The 22,957-nt window shown below is 42.3% G+C and carries 17 protein-coding genes; 10 read left to right on the top strand and 7 right to left on the bottom strand.

What is annotated here, in order from left to right:
* Window positions 1–66 precede the first annotated feature (66 nt).
* Both VK664_RS09680 and VK664_RS09675 read left to right on the top strand, forming a co-directional pair.
* A complete protein-coding gene (locus VK664_RS09680) occupies window positions 67–531 on the top strand; it encodes a hypothetical protein (protein WP_461398445.1) in 465 nt (154 codons plus the stop codon).
* Window positions 532–561: 30 nt separating this feature from the next.
* A complete protein-coding gene (locus VK664_RS09675; RefSeq protein ID WP_461398444.1) occupies window positions 562–1,059 on the top strand; it encodes a phosphoribosyltransferase family protein in 498 nt (165 codons plus the stop codon).
* A 2-nt stretch (window positions 1,060–1,061) separates the two neighbouring features.
* Here VK664_RS09675 and VK664_RS09670 read toward each other — a convergent pair whose 3' ends face one another.
* Window positions 1,062–2,204 (bottom strand): DUF2279 domain-containing protein, encoded by a 1,143-nt coding sequence (locus VK664_RS09670; protein ID WP_461398443.1) that lies wholly within the window; start codon window positions 2,202–2,204, stop codon window positions 1,062–1,064.
* A 128-nt stretch (window positions 2,205–2,332) separates the two neighbouring features.
* On the opposite strand from VK664_RS09670, the gene VK664_RS09665 reads away from it, so the two are divergent.
* The gene (locus VK664_RS09665; RefSeq protein ID WP_461398442.1) at window positions 2,333–4,054 is read left to right on the top strand and encodes a phospho-sugar mutase; all 1,722 of its coding nucleotides are present in this window, start codon (window positions 2,333–2,335) and stop codon (window positions 4,052–4,054) included.
* Between the two features lie 111 nt (window positions 4,055–4,165).
* On the opposite strand, the gene VK664_RS09660 is transcribed toward VK664_RS09665, so the two are convergent.
* Both VK664_RS09660 and VK664_RS09655 read right to left on the bottom strand, forming a co-directional pair.
* Window positions 4,166–5,359: a Gfo/Idh/MocA family protein gene (locus VK664_RS09660; RefSeq protein WP_461398441.1), complete on the bottom strand. Its 1,194-nt coding sequence runs from the start codon at window positions 5,357–5,359 to the stop codon at window positions 4,166–4,168.
* Between the two features lie 267 nt (window positions 5,360–5,626).
* Window positions 5,627–6,835, bottom strand: coding sequence for a nucleoside permease (locus tag VK664_RS09655; protein WP_461398440.1), 1,209 nt, complete (start codon window positions 6,833–6,835; stop codon window positions 5,627–5,629).
* 136 nt (window positions 6,836–6,971) lie between these two features.
* On the opposite strand from VK664_RS09655, the gene hutH reads away from it, so the two are divergent.
* Both hutH and hutU read left to right on the top strand, forming a co-directional pair.
* Window positions 6,972–8,531: a histidine ammonia-lyase gene (hutH, locus tag VK664_RS09650; protein WP_461398439.1), complete on the top strand. Its 1,560-nt coding sequence runs from the start codon at window positions 6,972–6,974 to the stop codon at window positions 8,529–8,531.
* A complete protein-coding gene (gene hutU / locus VK664_RS09645) occupies window positions 8,531–10,183 on the top strand; it encodes a urocanate hydratase (RefSeq protein ID WP_461398438.1) in 1,653 nt (550 codons plus the stop codon). The genes hutH and hutU overlap by 1 nt, the downstream gene beginning before the upstream one ends.
* 96 nt (window positions 10,184–10,279) lie before the next feature.
* Here the strand turns inward: hutU and VK664_RS09640 are convergent, their stop codons facing one another.
* Window positions 10,280–11,050 carry a TerC family protein gene (locus tag VK664_RS09640; RefSeq protein ID WP_461398437.1) on the bottom strand — a complete coding sequence of 257 codons (771 nt, stop codon included), beginning with the start codon at window positions 11,048–11,050 and terminating at the stop codon, window positions 10,280–10,282.
* A gap of 190 nt (window positions 11,051–11,240) precedes the next feature.
* Between VK664_RS09640 and VK664_RS09635 the strand changes: the two genes are divergently transcribed.
* From VK664_RS09635 to VK664_RS09625, 3 genes are all read left to right on the top strand, one after another.
* Entirely contained in the window at window positions 11,241–11,711 is a 471-nt protein-coding gene (locus VK664_RS09635) for a hypothetical protein (RefSeq protein ID WP_461398436.1), read from the top strand.
* A gap of 2 nt (window positions 11,712–11,713) precedes the next feature.
* Entirely contained in the window at window positions 11,714–12,955 is a 1,242-nt protein-coding gene (hutI, locus tag VK664_RS09630; RefSeq protein WP_461398435.1) for an imidazolonepropionase, read from the top strand.
* 109 nt (window positions 12,956–13,064) lie between these two features.
* On the top strand, window positions 13,065–14,165 hold the full coding sequence (locus tag VK664_RS09625) for a formimidoylglutamase (RefSeq protein ID WP_461398434.1): 1,101 nt from the start codon (window positions 13,065–13,067) through the stop codon (window positions 14,163–14,165).
* Here the strand turns inward: VK664_RS09625 and VK664_RS09620 are convergent.
* Both VK664_RS09620 and VK664_RS09615 read right to left on the bottom strand, forming a co-directional pair.
* Window positions 14,121–16,379 (bottom strand): patatin-like phospholipase family protein, encoded by a 2,259-nt coding sequence (locus tag VK664_RS09620; protein WP_461398433.1) that lies wholly within the window; start codon window positions 16,377–16,379, stop codon window positions 14,121–14,123. The genes VK664_RS09625 and VK664_RS09620 overlap by 45 nt on opposite strands.
* Window positions 16,380–16,441: 62 nt before the next feature.
* Complete coding sequence (locus VK664_RS09615; RefSeq protein WP_461398432.1) at window positions 16,442–18,469, bottom strand: ABC-F family ATP-binding cassette domain-containing protein; 2,028 nt, start codon at window positions 18,467–18,469, stop codon at window positions 16,442–16,444.
* Window positions 18,470–18,632: 163 nt separating this feature from the next.
* On the opposite strand from VK664_RS09615, the gene VK664_RS09610 reads away from it, so the two are divergent.
* Complete coding sequence (locus tag VK664_RS09610) at window positions 18,633–19,226, top strand: DUF3347 domain-containing protein (RefSeq protein ID WP_461398431.1); 594 nt, start codon at window positions 18,633–18,635, stop codon at window positions 19,224–19,226.
* A 330-nt stretch (window positions 19,227–19,556) separates the two neighbouring features.
* A complete protein-coding gene (locus tag VK664_RS09605) occupies window positions 19,557–22,292 on the top strand; it encodes a TonB-dependent receptor (RefSeq protein ID WP_461398430.1) in 2,736 nt (911 codons plus the stop codon).
* 386 nt (window positions 22,293–22,678) lie between these two features.
* On the opposite strand, the gene VK664_RS09600 is transcribed toward VK664_RS09605, so the two are convergent.
* On the bottom strand, window positions 22,679–22,957 hold a 279-nt coding region (locus VK664_RS09600; RefSeq protein WP_461398429.1), incomplete at its 5' end, for a hypothetical protein.

Here is a 22,957-nt window from a genome sequence, read left to right as displayed (position 1 = left end):
ATGAATCTTGTGAAATAATACAATTACAAACCATTTCAATTTCAAATACATAATTTCAAATTTCAAATGAAATCATACGTTCTTTTAATGATTGCCGGCATCTTTATTCTCTCCTGTGAAAACCAAACAAAACCAATAGAGGAGGCGCCTTCCTCTGCTGCTCTCAAAGGCTCCTGGCAACTGTTTAGTGGAACACTCATCGAAAAAGGCGATACGGTCACCACCGATTACACAAAAAATACCTCATTTATAAAGATCATAAATGATACTCATTTTGCTTTTCTGCAACATGATTTACAAAAAGGAAAAGACAGCGCAGCCTCATTTTCAGCCGGTGGAGGAAAGTATACACTAAAGGATTCCGTTTACACCGAACACCTGGAATACTGTACAGCCAGGGAATGGGAGGGGCACGATTTCACTTTCAATGTCCGGATTTTAAACGATACACTAATCCAGCGCGGAGTAGAGGTAGTGGAAAGTGCGGGTATAAACAGGATCAACATTGAAAAATATACAAGGGTGAAGTAATATGTTTATTAGTTTTACAAAAAATCGATAATGGCTGATAAGAAGTATATTCTGGATGAAGCAACTACTGGTAGGAAGTTGAAAAGAATGGCTTACGAGATTTCAGAAAATAATATAGAAGAAACTGAAATTATACTCGCCGGTATTGATGATAATGGCGTGGTGATCGCAAGGGAAATCCAGAAGCTGCTTGGAGAAATCACAGGTTACAAAACTCACCTCATCAATATATCCCTTAACAAAAGGAATCCAACTGAAATCAGGCTTAGTGAAAACATTGACTTCAACAACAAAGTGATCATCATTGTTGATGATGTTGCTAACAGCGGCAAAACACTGTTGTACGCCCTGAAACCCTTCCTGGAATTTCATCCCAAAAAAATACAGATCCTGGTGCTCGTGGAAAGAACTCATAAAGCATTTTCGATCAAACCTGATTATGTAGGTATCTCTTTATCTACCACCATCCAGGAGCATATCTTCGTTGAAGTTCAGGGTGAAAGGGTAATGGGAGCCTGGATGGAATGATCTTAAAATAACAATGGATGAAACTTCAGCTTTCCGCTTGTATTGTACTCGATAGCCGGTGCCGGAATTTTTACCATATTCATAATGAAAAAAACTGATCGGAGGAATTTGCTTTTCGTTTTGATTTTTGTGAGATCAATATCGGGAGAAAGATAGAACCTCCGAACCCTGGCAATATCACTCCTGTCGAAATAATTTCCCTGCTCATCTATCCACACGTTTGAATTCGCACCATAAAGACCATCGGCACTATAACCAAAAGCAAAATTCAGCCATGGGGGTAGTTGTGAGCTGCCGGATATCGACTTTAGATTGGCACTTAGCCAGTAACGCTGGCTGTTATAATCTTTTAATAGCTGTTCCGGCAATGATGTACCAAACAGTTGGTCGCGCCGGGGTTTCAAATCGTCGGGATAATCGTAGGGATTGTACCCGTATTTTACCTGGACCATCTGCTCTTTAAATAATAGTTGCTGAAGAACATATCCACCTGAACCTATGAGGTTCGCTTCCATATCTCCGATACTAAATCCCCATTCCTCGGAAAAACCGTCGAGAATCTCAATAATACTTTGAAATGCAAAAGCGCTTGCTCCGCCATACCATGCACTCTGTCGTTCTGTCATCCCGGCCCACTTCCAAGATGCAGCAGAATGTCGACTCAACTGGTAGGATGTCCATACATGCCCGGCTTTGTCCATCTGTTTCCATTCTTTCCTGTCGTTAAAAAGATGGAATGGAGATTTTGGATAGTCGCGATACCAGGCATGATTTAGCGCAATAAAAGTACCAGTCCAGATAGCGGCATGGCTACCCGCAACTATCCATAACCGTGATTTTTTATCCGGAAGTTGAATCGGGTAAGCCGGGTGTATCTCTGCAAACTGTATTAGACTTCGTTTGTTCCGGAGAGATACTTGAAGAGATTGAACAGATGAACTGCCGCTGTTTAGCCAGGTTCCTGATGCCTGAAAACCTTTAATCGAAGGGGCGGATGCCTGGCCAAAAACGTTAAGGTTTGGGAATAGTAAAGCAGCAAGCATTGCTGCAAACATAAAAATCGCAGTCAATTTACTGTGGGGTATCACAGCGGCATCTACGTAATCTTTTACCTTCAGGATATTACAAAATGAACTGCGTCTCAACACTCCGGCGATTAAAAATATTTTGCCCAAAATACAACTATCTGCGTTTGGAATCGAATTTGTTAGTCTTACCAATCTTCCCGAAATTGGTTCCCCGTTACATTATAAAGTATAATCAACTATAAATCATGGATACAGTTATCAAAGAAAGAGTAAATGTCTGGCTGAAAGGAAGCTTCGACCAGGCCACTAAAGACGAGGTATCAAGACTGGAAAAAGAAAACCCCACAGAACTTGTTGATGGCTTTTACCGCAACCTTGAATTTGGTACCGGTGGTCTCAGGGGGATTATGGGTGTAGGCACTAACCGTATGAATAAATATACCGTGGGAATGTCGACTCAGGGTTATGCAAATTACCTGAATCAGACCTATCCGGGTGGTACTGTCAGGGTGGCAATCGCACATGATTCGCGCAACAACGGCCGCATGTTCGCCGAGATTGTTGCCAATGTAATGGCGGCAAATGGTATCAAGGTATTTCTTTTTGAATCGCTGAGACCAACACCGGAACTCTCCTTTGCGATCAGGCATCTCGGCTGCCAGGGTGGGGTGGTTTGCACTGCTTCGCACAATCCCAAAGAATATAACGGTTACAAAGCATATTGGAATGATGGTGGCCAGTTGGTTCCACCACATGATAAAAATGTTATAAAAGAGGTTGATAAAATTACTTCCATCAATGATGTTAAGTGGGATGGTGGTGCTGCTAATATCCAGATTATAGGAAAAGAATTGGACGATGCTTATATAAGTATGGTAAAAGGGCTCTCTGTTTATCCCGATGTAATAAAAAAACAACATGATCTCAAAATCGTTTATACCTCCATTCATGGTACGGGCATAAAGCTGGTTCCACAGGTACTCAAGGAATTTGGATTTACTAACGTGACGATTGTAGAGGAACAGGCAGAACCCGATGGAAATTTTCCAACTGTGGTTTCACCGAATCCCGAAGAACCTGATGCAATGAGCATTGGCCTCAGCAAAGCAAAAGCAATTGATGCGGACATTTTACTGGGAACAGATCCGGATGCAGACAGGGTAGGGATAGCCATAAAAAATAAAAAAGGCGAATGGATACTCATGAATGGCAACCAGACAGCAGTGCTTGCATTCAACTACATGATTGAGGCCCGCAAAGCCAAGGGAATTTCCCAACCAAACGATATGGTTGTTAAGACCATCGTTACAACTGATATGATTGATGAGTTTGCGAAAGCGAATGGAATAAAATGTTACAACGTACTGACCGGTTTCAAGTGGATCGCCGAACTGATTCGTGAAAAAGAAGGTGTCGAAAATTATGTTATCGGCGGAGAAGAAAGTTATGGTTTAATGATCGGCGACAGGTTACGCGACAAAGATGCTGTTTCAGCGGTTGCCCTGCTTTCTGAAATGGCAGCTTATGAAAAAAACCAGGGAAAGATATTGTTTGATAAACTGATCGACTTATATGTTCAATACGGGTTCTACAAAGAACATCTGATTTCTATTACCAAGAAGGGAATGAATGGTCAGCAGGAAATTGCAGAAATGATGGAAAACTTTCGCAGCAATCCGCCGAAGGAGATGAATGGATCAGCTGTCGTTAAATTGCTGGACTACGAATTAAGCAAAGGCAAAAACCTGCAGACCGGCGAGGAATGGAAAATAAATCTTCCGACTTCTAATGTTTTGCAATTTATCCTTGCAGATGGCAGCAAAATATCAGCCCGCCCTTCAGGTACTGAACCAAAGATAAAATTCTATTTCAGCGTAAATACAAAACTAAACTCAGCAGCCGACTACGAAAAAGTGAATGCCGAACTTAAAGCAAGAATCGTAGGACTGCAGTCTTATTTTAAATAATCCAATTTAGTGGTGAGTGGTGAGTGTAGTTGTTGAGTGGTGAATTATGAAATGTCTATTAATTTCCTAACTCAATCACTACACTCACCACTCACCACTTATAAACCTGCCTTAATTTAAAACTTGTTCAGAGATCGTGCCTGTCGTTTTGTGTTTCAGGATCAGTTTCTTTGCTCCATAGTGTGTTAATTCTTCTTTTACCAGGTAATGATCCTTATCGTATTCAACGAGATTGCTGGGTTTTTGAACATTTTCCTGCCCTCTCCAGATTTCGAGTTTTACAGGTTCCCAGGCTTTAGATTTTGCAGATTTATAGGCTGCATCGAGAACAGCATTTACAACATATCCATCATAAAAAGTTTCCTTTGGTGCGCGACCTTCTTCAATGGCATTAAACATGTCCATAAACATGTGGTTATAGCCAAGTTCATTTAATTCGTCGCCTACCGGGAATAACCAGCCGCTGTTGCTTTCAGCTTTTTCGGCAACATAGTTGTCTCCTTTACCGGTTGTAAACATTTCAAAACCTGTCCTGAGAAAGTTGTTGATCCAGATAGTACCTTCCGTACCCATCACTTCGTCACGGAGATCAAGACCTCCTCTGAAGGTCCAGCTAACCTCGAACTGGGCTATTGCTCCATTTTCATATTTCACAAGGCCGATTGCATGATCTTCCGCATCTATAGGTTTTACCTGTGTATCAGCCCAGCACATCACTTCGACCGGCCTGATGTCTTTGCCAATATAACTGCGGGTAATTTCAACACAATGACAACCGAGATCCAGTATACAGCCACCGCCGGCCAGCTCGATGTTCCAGAACCAGTCGCTATGCGGGCCGGGATGCGTTTCACGCGATTTAGCCCAGAGTATCCGACCCAGTGCACCGTTCTTTACACTTTCAAATGCCTTGATAAATTTTGGTGTATAAACAAGATCCTCGAGATAACCATTAAAAATGCCTGCCTCTTCAACAGCCAGTAACATGCGCTTGGCTTCTTCGGCATTACGACCAAGAGGTTTGGTTGTTATAACTGCCTTCTTATGTTTGCAACACAACATAACTGCTTCTTCATGCAGATGGTTTGGCAATGAAATACAAACAACATCCACATCAGGATGTGCAATAGACTCTTCCATGTTGATGGTTACATGTCCGACCTTATAATCTTCTGCGAATTTATTCGCACTTTCCTGTCTCCTCGAATAGATGCTTACGATCTTATCCTTGGATCTGTAACCCTGGATCGAATCAGCATAAAACCGGCCAATAAAACCGGAACCGAGCATTGATAGTTTTCTCATCTTTTGATATGTTTTAAAAACTGATGTCTTTGATTAAAAACAAGTGTTTGTGAAATTAGAATTGCCTTTTCGAGATCAAAAATTTCTCCACTTATTCAGAAACTAAAGATTGACTCTCCGGTTATTCAGAAACAATCATTGATCTCTACGAATTCAGAAGCTAATGACTTCGAATTAACATTTGAAGTCTTCAAAACCAGCTACTGATGCTTTCAAAAACCAGGACCGGATTTTAGCAATCAGTGAAAAATGTGTCTGAGAATAAACTTATAGTGTTTGATCAAGCTGCCGTATGTCTCTTTTCTCCTTGAAAAGAAGTACGAAATATAAAAACACACCTACTGCAATAAATGCAGGCACCATCCATATTCCCAACCAGTTATGTCCCTCACCCACAGCGTAATGATCTACAACAAAACCGGAAAAATATGTCCCGATAAACATACCAAGGCCATAGGTTGCGAAAGTAAAAAGCCCCTGGGCAGCATTTTTGATATTTGCGGAAGCTTTCTTTTCGGTATACATATAACCGGTTACAAAAAAGAAGTCATAACAAATTCCATGAAGCAGAATTCCAGCATAAAGCATCCATTCATTAGCACCTGTATCGCCGTATCCAAATGCAAGATAACGAAGAATCCAGGCTGTCATTCCCAGTAGCAACATATTTTTGACACCTATCCTGTTAAAAAGGAAAGGGATCGCAAGAATAAAGATGCCTTCAGAGATCTGGCCCAGGATCATCTTACCACCAGCGTTTTCCATTCCAATCTCATTCAAAAATTTATTGGCGAATCCATAGTAAAATGAAAGTGGTATACAAACAAGAATTGCAGCAATAAAGAAAATAAGGTAGGGCCTGTTGGTAAATAATACAAAGGCTTCGGTTCCCAAAGACTTAGCTGCCGAAGCTTCTGTTGCTTTCCCCTTTGGAGGTGTATTTGGTAATATGAAACTGAGAAGGCCTAAGAGGGCGGATGCACCGGCCGCCATCAGGAAAGTAGTGTTTGATTTGTCTAATCCATATTTACCGATAAAAATACCCGCTACGATCCAACCTACTGTTCCAAATACTCTTATCCATGGAAATTGTTTACCGGGATCATTCATTTGTCCAAATGCGATACTGTTAGAAAGCGCGATTGTAGGAGTATACATCAGCGCATAAAAAAGTATGATCCAGTAAAAGTTAGAATTATTTGTGATGGTGGATGCATAAAATAAAAGTACTGCTCCGGCCAGGTGAAGAAGTCCCATTATCTTTTGAGCAGCAAAAAAACGATCAGCAACCATTCCCATAAAAAAAGGCGATATCATAGTAGCAATGGCAAATGAACTATATGCTGCCCCGATCTGGACACCGCTTGACTGAAGATTTTCACCCATGTAGGTTCCCATCGTTACATACCATGCCCCCCAGATGAAATATTCCAGGAACATCATCAGGCCCAATAGTACACCAGTGTTTGTCTTCATATTAATTAGTACAGTTTAAGTTAGATTTGAATATATAAACGCATAAATTATTGAAGGCGAAAATTTACGAACAAATTTTCATTATCAATGATGGAAGACGAATTTGATTTATATTGAAGCCGGGCAAAACATTCAAATGAACAATATCTTTCAATACGGAATCGAAACACTTACCATAGAAAAAGTAACAGGTTTGTGCAATGGTTCAATCCAGGGTGTGTTAAGTGATGAGGCCGTAAGAAATATTCTCAAAAGCCAGCTTTATGTAAATTATATCGTTGAAACCAATCAAACGGTTTATGGCATCAATACCGGGTTTGGAATCCTGGCAAATGAACGGATCTCTCCTGAAGACACGAAATTATTACAACATAAAATCCTGCAAAGTCATAGTGTTGGAGTTGGAAAACCGGTTGATCCTGAGATAGCGAGACTGATGATGATTACCAAGGTGCATGCCCTTGCCCGCGGTTATTCCGGGGTAAGACTGGAAACCATAGAACGAATTCTCTGGCATATCGATAATAATATCATTCCCGTGGTCCCTGAAAAAGGTTCCGTGGGAGCTTCCGGCGATCTCGCACCGCTTGCCCACCTTTTTCTGCCATTGATTGGTCTTGGTGAATGTATCGAATACAATATATCGACCAGGTCAGCATCTACGGCAAAGCGATCAAAATCTTTCCTGGATAGCTATGAGCTGGCGCCACTCCAGCTTGGGCCAAAAGAAGGGCTGGCACTGATAAACGGAACACAGTTCATACTTGCATTCGCAATTAAGGGTGTGCAACGTATGCTGAATTGCCTGGAAGCAGCTGACATCATTGGGTCGATGAGCCTGGAGGCGCTATCGGGCACAAAAGCACCGTTCGATGAAAGACTTCATGCATTGAGACCTTTTAAGGGAACCATCCATGTAGCTAAACGTTTGCGTCACCTTCTTGAAGGTTCGGAGATCATGCAAAGCCATGTTGATTGCGGCCGGGTGCAGGATCCATATTCACTGCGATGTATACCCCAGGTGCATGGGGCTTCAAGAAATGCCTGGGCACATCTCAAAGAACTGACAGAAATAGAATTAAATGCCGTAACAGATAATCCTATCATTTTTGATGAAAACACAACCATCAGCGGAGGCAATTTTCATGGCCAGCCTTTGGCCCTTCCGCTCGACTATGCCTGTTTCGCAGCCGCGGAAATTGGAAATATCAGCGACAGGAGATGTTACCTGTTGCTTGAGGGCAAATGGGGACTGCCTATGTTATTGATGAGAAAAGTGGGGCTTAACAGCGGATTCATGATACCCCAATACACAACTGCAGCACTGGTTACGGAAAATAAAACTTTGTGTTTCCCGGCCAGCGCCGATAGCATACCTACCTCACTGGGACAGGAAGATCATGTGAGTATGGGAAGTATCAGTGGCCGCAAATTAAACCAGGTGCTGGACAATCTTGAGTACATACTTGCCATTGAGTTGCTGACTTCCTGCCAGGCCATAGAGTTTCGCAGGCCATTAAAAAGCAGTCTTTTACTTGAAGCTGCGCATGAGCATGTACGTGAGACAGTAAGTTTTGCTGAAGAGGACAGGGTCTTCTCAGATGATATTAATAAAATAACGGCAATGATCAGTGATTTTTCGTTTGTGAATTATGTAAACCAGGTTGCGACAAGGAACAATATAATCTTAGATTAATGCAAACAAAATATGACCCGGTTAAATACCGGACTCCAACCGGAACCACCCTTAATTGTAAAGGATGGATACAGGAAGCAGCATTAAGAATGTTATTAAACAACCTGGATCCTGCTGTGGCTGAAAGGCCGGACGATCTGATTGTTTATGGTGGTCGTGGTAAGGCAGCCAGGAATTTCGAAGCATTGGACCTGATCATCAGTTCGCTTAAAAAACTTGAAAATGATGAATCGCTGCTTATCCAAAGTGGTAAGCCGGTAGCCATCATGAAAACCCATGCGAACAGTCCGCGTATATTAATAAGTAATTCCCAACTCGTGCCTAACTGGGCAAACTGGAAACATTTTGATGAGCTTGAAAAAAAAGGCCTGATGATGTACGGCCAAATGACTGCCGGTTCCTGGATCTATATCGGGTCACAGGGAATTGTTCAGGGCACCTATGAAACCTATGCTGCCATTGCAGATAAACATTTCAATGGCAGTTTGAAAGGCACCATTCATGTAACTGCAGGACTCGGAGGTATGGGTGGAGCACAACCACTTGCAATTACTATGAATGGCGGAGTAGCACTGATTGCTGAGGTTGAAAAGTGGCGGATTGAAAAAAGACTGCAGACCAGGTATTGTGATCTAATGATTGAAGACATTGATGAAGCCATTGACAAGGCGGTTGAATCGAAAAAAAACAATTTGCCTTTGTCAATCGGGGTTGTTTCTAACGCAGTCGATTTGTTGCAACGGCTATTTGAACGAAAAATCGTTCCAGATACCTGTACCGACCAGACTTCTGCCCATGATCCACTTATTGGATACTGGCCTCATGAAATTAAACCGGAAGCTGCCCGGGTGTTAAGATCTGCCGATCCCGATAAATATCTTGAACTCGCATACCGTTCGATGTACAGGCATGTTGAGCTGATCCTTGAGCTGCAGCAGGCTGGCGCTGTTTGTTTTGATTATGGAAACAATATCCGCGCAAGGGCAGCTGAAAAAGGACTTCCTAATGCCTTTGGTTTCCCTGGTTTTGTGCCCGCCTATATCAGACCTCTTTTTTGTGAGGGCAAAGGTCCTTTCCGCTGGGCGGCGTTAAGTGGTGACCCGGCTGATATTGCTGTTACGGATGATGTTATCAGGAATTTATTTCCGCAGAACAAATCACTGATCCGCTGGCTTGATCTTGCGAAAGAAAAGATAGCTTTCCAGGGTCTTCCCGCGCGGATCTGCTGGCTGGGACAAGGTGAACGCGAAATCGCCGGGCTTGCTTTTAACGAACTGGTGAAAAACGGCAAAGTAAAAGCACCTATCGTGATTGGGCGGGATCATCTTGACACCGGTTCGGTTGCATCACCAAACCGGGAAACGGAATCAATGCTGGATGGTAGCGATGCGGTGGCCGACTGGCCGATACTCAACGCACTGTTAAGCACTGCAGGAGGGGCCAGCTGGGTTAGCCTTCACCATGGGGGTGGGGTAGGAATGGGCTATAGCATCCATGCAGGGATGGTAATAGTTGCCGACGGTACTGAAGAAGCTGCGGCGAGATTAAGCCGAGTACTCAGGAATGATCCAGGGATTGGTGTAATTCGTCATGCCGACGCCGGTTACGATGAAGCTAAAGCGACAGCGTTGAAGCATTCGCTTGGTCTTTAACACACTATTGTTCATTTGAAAACTGACTTTATCTGGTCCATAGCTTTAATTAATCCTAAGGTGCTGGATAACTTGCATGCTCCCAGACTTCTGAATTTATTCTGCGTCCCTTGAATTTTTGAGCTTTATACTCTCAGATCTTTTACGCAGGCGCATGTTTAACAGTTCGACAACCAGCGAGAACGCTATCATGGTATAGATATAACTCTTGTTGATTTCCTGGTGAAATCCTTCGGCGACAAGCATAATACCGATAGCTATCAGGAAAGCAAGGGCAAGCATCTGAAGTGTCGGGTTTCTATTGATGAACCGGCTTATTGCCCCGCTAAAAGCGATCATAATACCGATAGATATCACTACCGCAATAATCATAATAAACACCTCATCAACAAGGCCGATCGCAGTTAATATGGAATCGAAAGAAAATACAGCATCTATCAACACAATTTGTAGCACCACATTTGCAAACCCGGTATAGACCGGTTTAACTCCATCTTCGGGTGCTGACTTCTCCAGTTTGTGGTGTATCTCAAGCGTGCTTTTTGCGATCAGGAAAATACCACCAGCCATCAAAATGAGATCCTTCCAGGAAATGCCAATCGACTCGCCATCTTTTTTGATGAAGGGAATAGTGAACAACGGTTCGGTGAGCCGCATAATCCAGGTTATTGCCAGTAACAACAGGATCCTGAAAGCCATAGCCAGCAATAATCCCATAGTTCTTGCCCGCTTTTGCTGATCGGGTTGAAGCTTATCGGAAATAATAGAGATAAAGATGATGTTATCAACACCCAATACAATTTCAAGAAAAGTAAGTGTCAGCAGGCTGATCCATATGGCCGGGTCCGAAAAATCTGGTATCTCCATCCTTTTATTATTTAACTGATATTATTTAACTGATTGAAACTTAAAATCTATGCCATCTAAGTACATAAGTTCCCGGTTGCCGCGAGCTTTTTGAGTACTTTAAAGATTGCAAATATATTAAAACAACAACTGTAAAGGGAGGGTGAAGTATGTTTGTAATGAATATTAACTTTCTCAGAAAAATATTTTAATGAAAGCGGCGACTGTACATGAAATTAAGCAGGAACTGATCCACCTTCAACCTGCCAGGCTAACTGAAATATGTTTACGTCTTGCCAAATTCAAAAAAGAAAACAAAGAATTAATAAGCTACCTCTTATTTGAAGCAGGCGATGAAAACGACTATATACGTTCGGTAAAAAATGAAATGGATGAAATGTTTGTTGAGATCAACCAATCAAATATCTACTATACAAAAAAAATGCTTAGGAAAATATTAAGAATAACTAACAAGCATATTCGTTATATATCCGGAAAAACAGCAGAAGTAGAACTTTTGATTTATTTTCTACGGAAAATAAAGGAAACAAAGATTCCCTTGCAGAAAAGTGTTTTATTGGCAAATATCTACAATGGCCAGCAAAAAAAAGTTGAAAAACTGATCACGGGACTTCATGAAGATCTGCAGCATGATTATCTTCAACAGATGGAATTAATCTGATAATGTCAACAACGATCCTGACAAATATTAAATCACTTGTAAACTGCCGGACAGAAAATCAACTGTTGCGTGGGGCCGGGCTTTCGAACCTGCCCTGTATTGACAACGCTTACCTCGTGATTGAAGATGATGAAATTGCTTCTTTCGGACAGATGGTCGATCTGAATTATTCAAACCCTGCGGAAATTACCGATCTGAAAGGGCGCATGGTTTTGCCATCCTGGTGCGATAGTCATACTCACCTGGTTTTTACGGGTAGCCGGGAAAATGAATTTGTTGATAAAATAAAAGGACTGAGCTACGCTGAAATCGCAGCCAAAGGCGGTGGCATCCTGAATTCAGCGCGGATATTAAACGATACCAGTGAACAGACATTATACGAAGCCGCAAAAAGACGTCTGTTTGAAATAGCAAAACTTGGAACCGGAGCTGTTGAAATAAAAAGCGGTTATGGATTAACGGTAGACGGTGAATTGAAGATGCTGAGGGTGATTCAAAGACTAAAGCGGGAAAGCAACCTGCTTATTAAGTCTACTTTCCTGGCAGCACATACTTACCCGCCGGCATATAAAAACGATCACCAGGCATATATAGGATTGATCGTAGATGAAATGCTGCCTGTGATAGCAGCAGAAAAGCTGGCCGACTACATAGATGTTTTCTGCGAGTCAGGTTTTTTTTCACCAGAAGAAACAGAGCAGATTTGCCGGGCCGGAATGGCATATGGACTCAAACCCAAAATACACGCAAACCAGTTAAATCTCTCCGGCGGTGTTGAGACCGGCATAAAGCTTGATGCGTTATCGGTTGATCACCTGGAAACAATGAGTGAAAAGCTGATCCGCGCCCTGGCGGACTCGACAACCATAGGCACGCTTTTACCAGGCGCGGCATTTTTCCTTGGAATGCGGGTGGGAACCGCACGTCAAATGATTGATGCAGGTTGCGCAATAGCCCTTGCCTCCGACTATAATCCGGGTTCAAGCCCAAGCGGAAACATGAACCTGGTTTTATCGCTGGCTTGTATTCAAATGAAATTATTACCGGAGGAAGCCATCAATGCTGCCACCCTGAACGGGGCATTTGCAATGGAAGTTGAGAAGCTGGCCGGATCTATTACAGCTGGCAAAAAGGCGAACCTGATTATCACAGAAAGAATTCCTTCTTTAGGATATTTACCTTATTCTTTTGGTTCTAACCTGATACACCAGGCAATAGTATCCGGAAAACCGGTAGATCCCTGAGATTTCGATGGCTAATGTTCAGGAATATGTTATAATTTAAACATTGAAAAAGGGAAATTCAGCCATTGAAAAGTGAATAATAATAATTGTACCAACTAAAAAAAATCGCATGATACATTTCAAGTTTTATAAAAAGCAGGATGTATTATATCACACAAAGATCCGGAGATTTGAAACCAAGCTGGGGGAGGAAATACATTGTGTTGAGGGTACCGGCACACTTGAAAAAATGATCAGCGAATCCCACTGTAAATATGTAGTTTTTGGAATTCCTGAAGATATCGGTGTACGGGCGAATGAAGGCACAGGTGGTACCGATTCAATATGGACCCCTTTTCTAACCGCTTTCCTGAACATCCAGAGCAATGATTTTTTATCGGGTGATGATATCATGCTCATGGGCCATTTTGATTTCGGCGATATCAAATTTCTTATCGAACAAAACGCACATAGTTACGAAGAAAAAGTGGACGCTTACAGGCATGCAGTACATGTGATAGATGAAGAAGTGGAAAGCCTGGTGAAAGTAATCACCTCTCTCAACAAGATCCCCATCGCTATAGGAGGCGGACACAATAATTCATACCCTCTTATAAAAGGTGCCGCAAAAGGTTTATATAAATCAGGACTGATACCACTCGCCCAGATTAACGCAGTGAATCTTGACGCACATGCTGATTTCCGGCCGATTGAGGGAAGACATAGCGGTAATGGTTTCCGGTATGCCGAAGAAGATGGTTTCCTCGAGAAATACTGTATAATAGGGTTACAGGAGAATTATCTTCCCCAGAACGTTTGGCTGGATATAGCAAACAATCCATTTATGGATTTCATTACCTATGAAGATATTTTTGTCCGCGAAAAAAGAAATTTTATCCAGGCAGTAGCACATGCCACCAGCTATATGGAAGATAATTTCACAGGCATCGAAGTTGATCTTGATTGTGTTGAAGGAGTCCTGTCGAGCGCAGAAACACCCAGTGGTATATCATCAAGGGATGCCAGGCAATATGTAACTTTTACAGCCAGTAATCTGAAAGTGGCTTATCTCCATATTTGTGAGGGTGCTGTACAACTCAATGATGGCAGAAAATCCGAAACAACCGGTAAACTTATCACTTACCTGGTAACCGATTTCATAAAAAGCCGGGATGCTTTGGAGGATTCAGAAAGAAATACCAAGGCTGATCACAGACTGCACTTGCTTTGACTGGTCGCTGTAAGCGGCACTCACTTCAAGGGGTCCGAGTGCAAAATTATATCCCATGGACAAAGCATGGCCGGAGAGAAATGCAGGTCTCTGCAACACATTGTCTTTACTGATAAAATTATTGACCAATCCGTTTGATCGGGCAATGATGAAAAGATTATTGAATAACTGGAAACGGTAACCGATTTGTAAAGCGGCAACACTTGGAGTATAAACAGCTGCTTCATCGAGACCCGCAAATGTTATCTGGTTCCTGAAAAGACTATACATCCCACCAATAATAAAATCATTTAAGATATTCTGGTTATAGCCGAAATTAATTCCGCCCTGGAAATTTGTAAACAAGGTTGACCGGCGACTCAGGGTCAAATAGGCCTCGACGTTAAGCTTTGCCTGTTGAAAATTTGAATAGGAGATACCAAATGAATCAAGATTGCCCACCGGCACACCTTCTGAATAAAATGTTATATCGGGAGACTGGTTATAAATGAGTCCGAACTCACCATTTATCTTCCATCCCCGCCTGGGATAAATTGACCTGTCAAGTGTGTTGACCCCGAAGTATCCATATGTTGTTAAAAATTCATTTTTGCCATCGAGTTCAAAGCTTGATTGAATAGATGGATTATAATGTATCCATTCATATCTTGTACCGGCCCCCAGTGTATATTTCCTGCTGGTTGAATGTTCCATTTTTGCATCGCCTTTAAACAGGTGCATTTTATACAGTCCATCCCGTTTATAGTTCTGATAGGTGTTCATATCGAACCTTTCATATTGGGTTCCAAGTATCAGAGCAACATTTTTCCCACGGCCAAGGTATTGAAGGTGCTCCGCCCTCGCACGGAAAGTTTCGCCCAGGTTTACTGTAACAAGGCTACGGGAATGAGGTAAAAAAAAGTTCCTGCTGGTAAGATTCAGCAGTAAACCTATACCTGTAAACTGGGTATAATGTATCCCTACCTTCGCAAAAGTCCTGGGATTTTCGACGACATCAATAATAATTTTAACGGAACCATCTGGCAAGGATTCCAGGCGGTATACGATGCGACTATAATAGCGGGTGCCGAAGACCCTCCTGATCATGTTTGAAACACGGGCTGTCGTATAAAACTTGTTTTCATAGAACCCCATCATATGTTGGAAAAAGTCCTTTGTTGTTTTATCGAGGCCATTAATCTCAATGTCTGAAATTTTGAGGGAATCAATAACGGGCAACCTGTTTTTGGCAATTACCGGAACTCCATAAATCTCGTTAAGGCTGTCGGCAAGACGTTTTAACGCCGGGTACATTTTACGGCCTTCTTCAAGCCCAATTTCCAGTAATTCTTCTGAGCGGCTGAAACTCCCGGCATTATAATTTTCAATAGGGTGGGTTATATACATATCTGTAGACTCCACCTCTTTTTTATTGTCTTCGGATTCCTTGAAAAATGCAATCTGCATTAGTATCTGGATAGCATTTGTCACTTTTTCTTTTGGCAATAAGCCCAGAGCCACATTAGACCCAATAACATAGTCAGCTCCCATTTCGCGTACATCCCGAACAGGGAAGTTTCTTACTACTCCGCCGTCAACAAGCTTACGGCCGTTGTGCTCAACGGCAGTAAAAACTGAAGGAATCGCCATGCTTGCACGAACGGCAGTGACAATCTCACCACTGTCAAGTATAACGGTTTCACCTGTGGCGATATCCGCACCAATACATTTAAAGGGGATCGAAAAATCTGAAAATTTCTTGATATTATAGACAGGGAAAAACAGTTCGGAAAACTTCAGCCATAATTCTTCACCTTCCAGTACACCACTTGGTAAACGAAATCCATGATTCACCCAGGGTAACTCAATGGCATATTTTCCATACTCATCTTTTTCTTCAATGATCAAAGCTTTCAGGGAAGCCTGGTTTGAAAGAAGTATATCCCAATCGATTTTCCTCGCCAGTTTTTCAATGGAATCTGCAGAATATCCAATAGCGTAAAGGCTTCCGATTATACTGCCCATGCTTGTACCTGTGATGTAGTCAACTTTGAGGCCCGCGCTGTCAATGGCTTTCAGGATGCCGATATGTGCGAGGCCCTTGGCACCTCCACCGCTTAAGGCCACACCGATTTTTGGCCGTACACGGATGTCCTGACCATTCACGGGGCTATAAGCCAGGAAGATGAGCAGGGTAATCACAATATAGTCCAGCCTGAATTTGGTTAGTGACAAAGTTTTCAGATTAGTAATGATTAATCAACAAGATGCCACAGGTACTCTGAATGGTTGTCACATTAATTATTAACTCCCAGCTCGGTTTCCAGCTCCATTATCTTCTCAAAAACTTTTTCATAATCTTTATTCAGCGATTCAATTTCCTGCGAAGCTTTTTTATAACCCGATTCTGCCACAACAAATTTGTTGCGGTCAGCATAAACTTCGGGCGAAGCCAGGTCTGCTTCAAATTTTAATTTCGTTTTATTCAGTTCACCAAGCTTTTCTTCGAGTTGTTGGAAAAGTTTTTGTTGTCTTTGTAATTCTTTTTTTGCATCCTTGTTTATAGGAGCCTGTGGTTGGGCAACCGGTTTAGTTGCCGCAGGCGCAGGGGCAGTATTTTCTTTTTTTGCTACTATATCCTGCTGAGGCTGTTTCCGGGAGTCATTATCGTCCTTTTTTTTTGATTCACTTTTTGCTGAGGCCTGTTGAGCTTTTTTCATCCGCTCTTTCCACTCAACCCATTCTTCATAGCCACCATCAAATTCCTTTATTTGCTGGTCAACAATTTCCCAGATCTTATTGGCCGTTTTGGAAACAAAATAACGATCATGACTCACCAGGATAATACTGCCCTGGTATTTATTGAGTGCACCGATTAACAAATCACAGGAGTGCATATCGAGGTGATTCGTCGGCTCATCGAGCATAAGGAAATTTGCCTTGCTTACGATGGTTTTTGCAAGTGCAACCCGGGCCTTTTCACCACCACTTAATACTTTGATCTTTTTTTCAACATCATCTCCGCTGAAAAGAAAACATCCTAACAAGGTTCTTAATTCCTGGTCAGTTCGTTGACTTCCACATTCCTTCATTTCCTCAATAACGGTATTATTTACATTCAAAGCTTCCAGCTGGTGTTGCGCATAAAAACTTTCCTCAACATTGTGTCCCCACTTGCGTTCACCATTATAAGTTTCAACACCAGCTATAATTCGTAGCATGGTAGACTTGCCTTTTCCGTTCGCACCGATCAATGCAATCTTATCACCACGGTCTATATAGGCCGATGCATCTTTGATGATTACATTATCACCAAATGATTTATTAATGTGCTTCAGCTCGCACAATACTTTACCGGGTATCTTATCAACCTGAAAGTTGATTTTAAGATCCGGTCTTTCGATCTGTACATCTTCAATGCGATCGATCTTATCGAGTCGCTTCATGGCACTCTGGGCCGCTGCAGCTTTGGATGCTTTCGCACGGAACCTTTCTATAAATCTTTCCTGTTGTTTAATATAATCCTGCTGGTTTTCAAAGGCCCGCTGCTGAAGCTCAACACGCATTTCCTTTTCAGCCTCATAATATTCATAGTTACCACTATAAATATGTAGTTCCCTTTGATATACTTCCACGATTTTGGTAACCATCCGGTTTAGGAAATATTTATCGTGACTTACAATTACCACTGAACCCTGGTAATGCAACAGGTATTTTTCAAGCCATTCTATAGAAGGAAGATCAAGGTGATTCGTCGGCTCATCGAGCAATAAAAGATCGGGTTCCTGCAGGATCATTTTAGCAAGAAGCACACGCATCCTCCAACCCCCGCTGAACTCCCGGAAGGGTCGTTTAAGATCTGCATTTGGAAAACCGAGCCCCTGGAGAACTTCTTCGGTTTTATGATGAATATTATATCCATCAAGGGTTTCCATTTCATGAAGCTTGTCGGTATACTGGATCAATAATTCTTCCTCCTCCGGTTTGCCTGCACTCTGTTCAAGCTGCTTGCCGATTACTTCTATTTCGTGTTCAAGCTTTAGCACCTTCTCAAAGGCGCCGAGGGCAACTTCAAAAATAGAATCCGCGGTATCGAAGCTTAGGAGATCCTGGTGCAGATAACCTATAGACGTATTTTTACTGCGTTCTACCGTACCTGCCGAAGGAGAGTATTGACCTACCAATAATTTAAGTAAAGTAGATTTGCCTGTTCCGTTAAAACCTATTAGTCCGATCCTTTCGTTTGGCTGAATATGCCAGGTGGCATCTTCAATTAAAACACGGGCTCCAAATTCAAAAGTCACATTAGTTAATCCTGCGAGCATAAAACAAATTAGCAATTATAAAATTCACAAAATAGCGAATAAGACTGGCTGCGTCCAGTGCATCACCCAGCTTAATCCTTAGAATTTGCAAAAATACTGATAAACACCTAAGCGGCACGAATTTAAACGGCAATCCACTAACTTTACGAAAATCCCAGGGGAAATGAAAAAAGTCGTCTTAATCGTTGTTGTTCTTGTAATTGCAGCTTTTGCTACCTACTTGTTCAGGCAAAATAAATCTGATGAGCCAAAGGCAGAAAAACCTAAACCGCTTAGCCTTGGTCAAAAGTCCGGCGCTTTCAACGATTCTTTTAATGAACTGCTGACTGCCTATTTCTCTGTAAAAGATGCACTTGTTGAAAGTGACACGGTTAAAGCAAATGCAGCTGCCGTAAATCTCGCTATAGCGTCCGAATCACTAAAAACGGATGAAATCACCGGTGATTCAACCGGGATGATCAAAGCAACAGCTAAAAACTTCGCCGGGACCATTACCGGGTCAGCTCTTGGCCTGAAAGGCGAGAAAAATATTGAAAATAAAAGACAGGAATTTGAAATGATTTCGGATGCCTTATGGAGTCTTACCAGGACGGTGAAATACGAAGGTCAGAAAGTATATTATCAATTCTGTCCAATGGCCTTTGATAATAAAGGGGCCTATTGGTTAAGCAAGGATGCAAATATCCGCAATCCATATTTCGGTGACAAGATGCTTACCTGTGGTAGCACCCAGGATTCACTCGAATACAAGAATTGATAAGTTGTCGACATTCGTCAATAGTAATCATTCGTCAATAGTAAACATTTGTTCAGTTGTAAACATTTGTTCAGTTGTAAACATTTGTCTAGTTGTAAACATTTGTCCAGTTGTAAACATTTTGTGATAGTCAATATCCGGACAGTTAACAACACTCGTTCGAAAGTCAATATCTGGCATTAAACAACATGTGGTCGATACTCAATATTTGGCATTAAATAACATCCGTCCTGGCGTCAACATTTGTCCAGTTATCAACATTAATCTGATAGTCAACATTCGTTACTGTCTGACTGTTAGCCTGCAATTGAAACAATCTCAATATTGTTCATGCGAAAAGTTTTTAATGAGGTCTCAGTAGATGAATCAACGCTAAAATTTTCCGTAAGTTCTGGTATGACCAGGATGTTCATTGTTATTAATATTGTTTTATCCTGCCTTTCCTTGAACCGGGCGGCCGCCGGTCAGTTTGTCGACGACCAGGTTGTCTCCGCAAAAGTTGCAAGCGTCAGTGCAGCTTCTTCAAAAGTTCCCAGCGCCAGTTCAGTCTCCACAAAAGATGCCAACGACGGCGCAGCTTCTCCAGAATTTGCGGGCTGCGAAGCAATCCCCGAACAATCTCCCGACAGAGAAGAAGCCTCCGAACAATCTCACGACAACGAAGCAGCCTCCGAACAGTCTCACGACAACGAAGAAGCCACCAAACAATCTCCCGTCGGCGAATTAACTACAGATCCGATCCCCGGACATCAAACCGCAAAGTGGAAACCCACTCAAAATAAGTTCACATTGAGTGGATATGTTCGTGATTCATTATCAGCTGAGTCATTAATCGGCGCATCCATAGTTGTAAATGGAAGCGGAAAAGGAGTTAACAGTAACAACTACGGTTTTTATTCTATCACGCTGGATGAAGGCAAATACCAGATCATGGTTTCTTTCGCCGGCTATCAATCCAGGATGATTGAAGCAGATCTGAAACAGAACCTTGTATACAATTTCCAGTTGGTCCCGCAGGGCTACCTGGAAGAAGTAATCGTTTCTTCCAAAAAAAGAGATGCGAATGTAAAAAGTTCGCAAATGGGAAGAATTGACCTTTCCATCAACCAGATCAAATCGGTACCCGTATTGATGGGGGAGACAGACATTTTAAAAACACTTCAGCTTTTACCGGGAGTAAGAAATGCCGGTGAAGGCAATACCGGTTTATATGTACGTGGGGGAGGGCCAGACCAAAACCTGATATTACTTGACGATGCCATCGTTTATAATACCGGCCACCTTTTCGGTTTCTTTTCGATTTTTAATGCAGACGCTATCAAAAACACATCCCTGATAAAAGGTGGTATGCCGCCTCAATATGGCGGCAGGTTATCTTCTGTGCTGGACGTAGCCATGAAAGAAGGTAACATGAAGAAAATGGAAGTCGACGGTGGACTGGGGCTGATCGCATCAAGGCTTTCGATCCAGGGACCGATCCTGAAAGACAAAGCATCGTTTATTGTTTCGGGCAGGCGCACCTATATTGATGTACTGACAAAGCCTTTTATTCCAAAGTCTAATGCCGCTTATGGCTCGGGTTATTATTTCTATGATCTGAACACAAAAGTCAATTATAAATTCTCGGACCGTGATCGTCTTTATCTCAGCGGTTATTTTGGTCGTGATGTATTTAATTTCAGGAATTCCGAACGTGGATTTAAGGCCGACATACCCTGGGGCAACGCAACAGGCACATTAAGATGGAACCATGTTTTCAATCGAAAGCTTTTTGCAAATACAACAGCCGTTTATAACAGCTATAATTTTTCATTCGGAGCCACACAAAATGACTTTGAAATAAAACTGTCTTCCGGTATCAGGGATGTTGGTGTTAAACTCGACCTCGATTATTATCCTGCACCACAGCATAAACTGAAGTTTGGTGGAATTGCTACTTATCATACGTTTATTCCAAATGTGTTAAGCGGCCGTCAGGGAGAAAATGAATTCAAGCCGGAAAATGTCAATAAAAAATATGCCCTTGAAACGGGGGTTTATATCCAGGACGATTGGGAGATAAGTGATAAACTTCAGCTAAATGCAGGCCTGCGCTATAGCACATTTAGCCAGCTGGGTCCGCACACAATCTATGAAAAGGATGCTAACGGAAACCATATTGATAGTACCGTTTACAATAGTGGTGTAGTGAAAACCTACGGAGGACCTGAACCAAGGCTTTCGTTACGGTATGCAATAAACGAAGAAACTTCTGTGAAAGCAGCAGTGTCGCGCAATCTTCAATATATACATCTGGTCAGTAATGCGGGTTCAACTTTACCAACAGACCTTTGGGTACCCAGCACCTACCGGGTTCTGCCCCAAAAAAGCTGGCTCTATGCGATTGGATTATTCAAAAACTTCGACAACAACCTCTTCGAAACTTCGGTTGAACTTTATTATAAAAATATGGAGAACCAGATCGAGTACGGTGAAGGCTACACACCTTCATTAACCGATCCGGAAGAGGAATTTGTATTCGGAAGGGGCTGGAGTTATGGTTCTGAATTTTTCATTAATAAAGCAAAAGGCAAACTGACCGGTTGGATCGGCTATACGCTTTCATGGACCAGGAGAAAATTTCCTCAATTAAACGGGGGTGAAACCTATTATGCAAAGTTTGACAGGCGTCATGATTTGTCTGTAGTTGGCATGTATGAATTGAGCAAGAAGTGGAAATTCTCTGCAGTATTTGTTTATGGTACCGGTAATGCCACAACGCTGCCGGAAAGATTTTACCTGGTGAACGGAGTATTAACCCAGGAGTATAGTAAACTCAACCAATACCGTCTTCCTGCTTACCACCGCCTTGATTTTTCGGCAACACTCACGCCACAGAATCGTGAGAATAAAAAGCTCAAAACGAGCTGGGTTTTTAGTATTTACAACGCATACAGCCGGTATAATCCTTATTTTATTTATTTCGACCAGACGGGTACTGCAACTTCCGGTGATCTGAAAATTGAAGCGCTGAAGGTTTCGCTATTTCCAATTATTCCGGCGGTTACGTGGAACTTTAAATTTTAGCGATTGTTTTATTAATTTATCAGCATTATTATGCAACAGTTTTTGGTCGCTTCTTCGCACCGTTGGGAGCAGGATTGTGCCTTTTTGCGGCTGTGTCCCGTGGTTAATACCTTTCGTTATGCCGTTATTTGTTCTTGTCTCCGATCGGCTTTTTTTGCCCGGATCAGCTTTGTTAGGGTTTCTTCAAGTGCTGGTTGCAGTATCGCCCTGATCGGCTTCAGTAACTCCGACCACGGTACGAAGGCCGCGCAAAGGCACAATCCCGCTCCCAACTAGCTCATCCACTTGGGGGAATATCATACTAGTCATAGCAATTCTTAAGAGTCCGCTATAGCAGGTTCCTTGTCCCATCATTCAATCAGCATCAAATCATGTGTATTAGCCAATCACTTATTTAGCGATAGAAGACAAATGAGTTGATATTCGGTTTTGCAATTCCCTGCCCGATCTATATTCAAACCAATCTGACATTCGATTGGAGGAGATAACGCAGCCATCCGCAAAAAAACGCCGCGTGCAAATGCTGCCACCCGCAAACGCTGCCACCCGCAAAAACTACTACTTGCAAAGGCAGCACCCGATAACGCTGCCACGTGTAAAAGCTGCGTTCGCAAACGATAATCACAGCCACCCGCAAACACTAAATCAGTACTGCGCTGAATCAT

Source organism: Flavitalea sp. (assembly GCF_035489435.1).
GTDB lineage: Bacteria > Bacteroidota > Bacteroidia > Chitinophagales > Chitinophagaceae > DATHKG01.
Note: the sequence above shows the minus strand (reverse complement) of the source record. Positions and strands in the feature narration are given on the sequence as shown.

Bases quoted from the DNA above. Each gene is read 5' to 3' on its own strand.
- VK664_RS09675 (WP_461398444.1), top strand. From the start codon at position 562: ATGGCTGATAAGAAGTATATTCTGGATGAAGCAACTACTGGTAGGAAG.
- VK664_RS09660 (WP_461398441.1), bottom strand. From the start codon at position 5,359: ATGAGAAAACTATCAATGCTCGGTTCCGGTTTTATTGGCCGGTTTTAT.
- VK664_RS09680 (WP_461398445.1), top strand. From the start codon at position 67: ATGAAATCATACGTTCTTTTAATGATTGCCGGCATCTTTATTCTCTCC.
- VK664_RS09625 (WP_461398434.1), top strand. From the start codon at position 13,065: ATGATACATTTCAAGTTTTATAAAAAGCAGGATGTATTATATCACACA.
- hutU (WP_461398438.1), top strand. From the start codon at position 8,531: ATGCAAACAAAATATGACCCGGTTAAATACCGGACTCCAACCGGAACC.
- VK664_RS09615 (WP_461398432.1), bottom strand. From the start codon at position 18,469: ATGCTCGCAGGATTAACTAATGTGACTTTTGAATTTGGAGCCCGTGTT.
- hutI (WP_461398435.1), top strand. From the start codon at position 11,714: ATGTCAACAACGATCCTGACAAATATTAAATCACTTGTAAACTGCCGG.
- VK664_RS09605 (WP_461398430.1), top strand. From the start codon at position 19,557: ATGCGAAAAGTTTTTAATGAGGTCTCAGTAGATGAATCAACGCTAAAA.
- VK664_RS09635 (WP_461398436.1), top strand. From the start codon at position 11,241: ATGAAAGCGGCGACTGTACATGAAATTAAGCAGGAACTGATCCACCTT.
- VK664_RS09610 (WP_461398431.1), top strand. From the start codon at position 18,633: ATGAAAAAAGTCGTCTTAATCGTTGTTGTTCTTGTAATTGCAGCTTTT.
- VK664_RS09665 (WP_461398442.1), top strand. From the start codon at position 2,333: ATGGATACAGTTATCAAAGAAAGAGTAAATGTCTGGCTGAAAGGAAGC.
- VK664_RS09640 (WP_461398437.1), bottom strand. From the start codon at position 11,050: ATGGAGATACCAGATTTTTCGGACCCGGCCATATGGATCAGCCTGCTG.
- VK664_RS09655 (WP_461398440.1), bottom strand. From the start codon at position 6,835: ATGAAGACAAACACTGGTGTACTATTGGGCCTGATGATGTTCCTGGAA.
- hutH (WP_461398439.1), top strand. From the start codon at position 6,972: ATGAACAATATCTTTCAATACGGAATCGAAACACTTACCATAGAAAAA.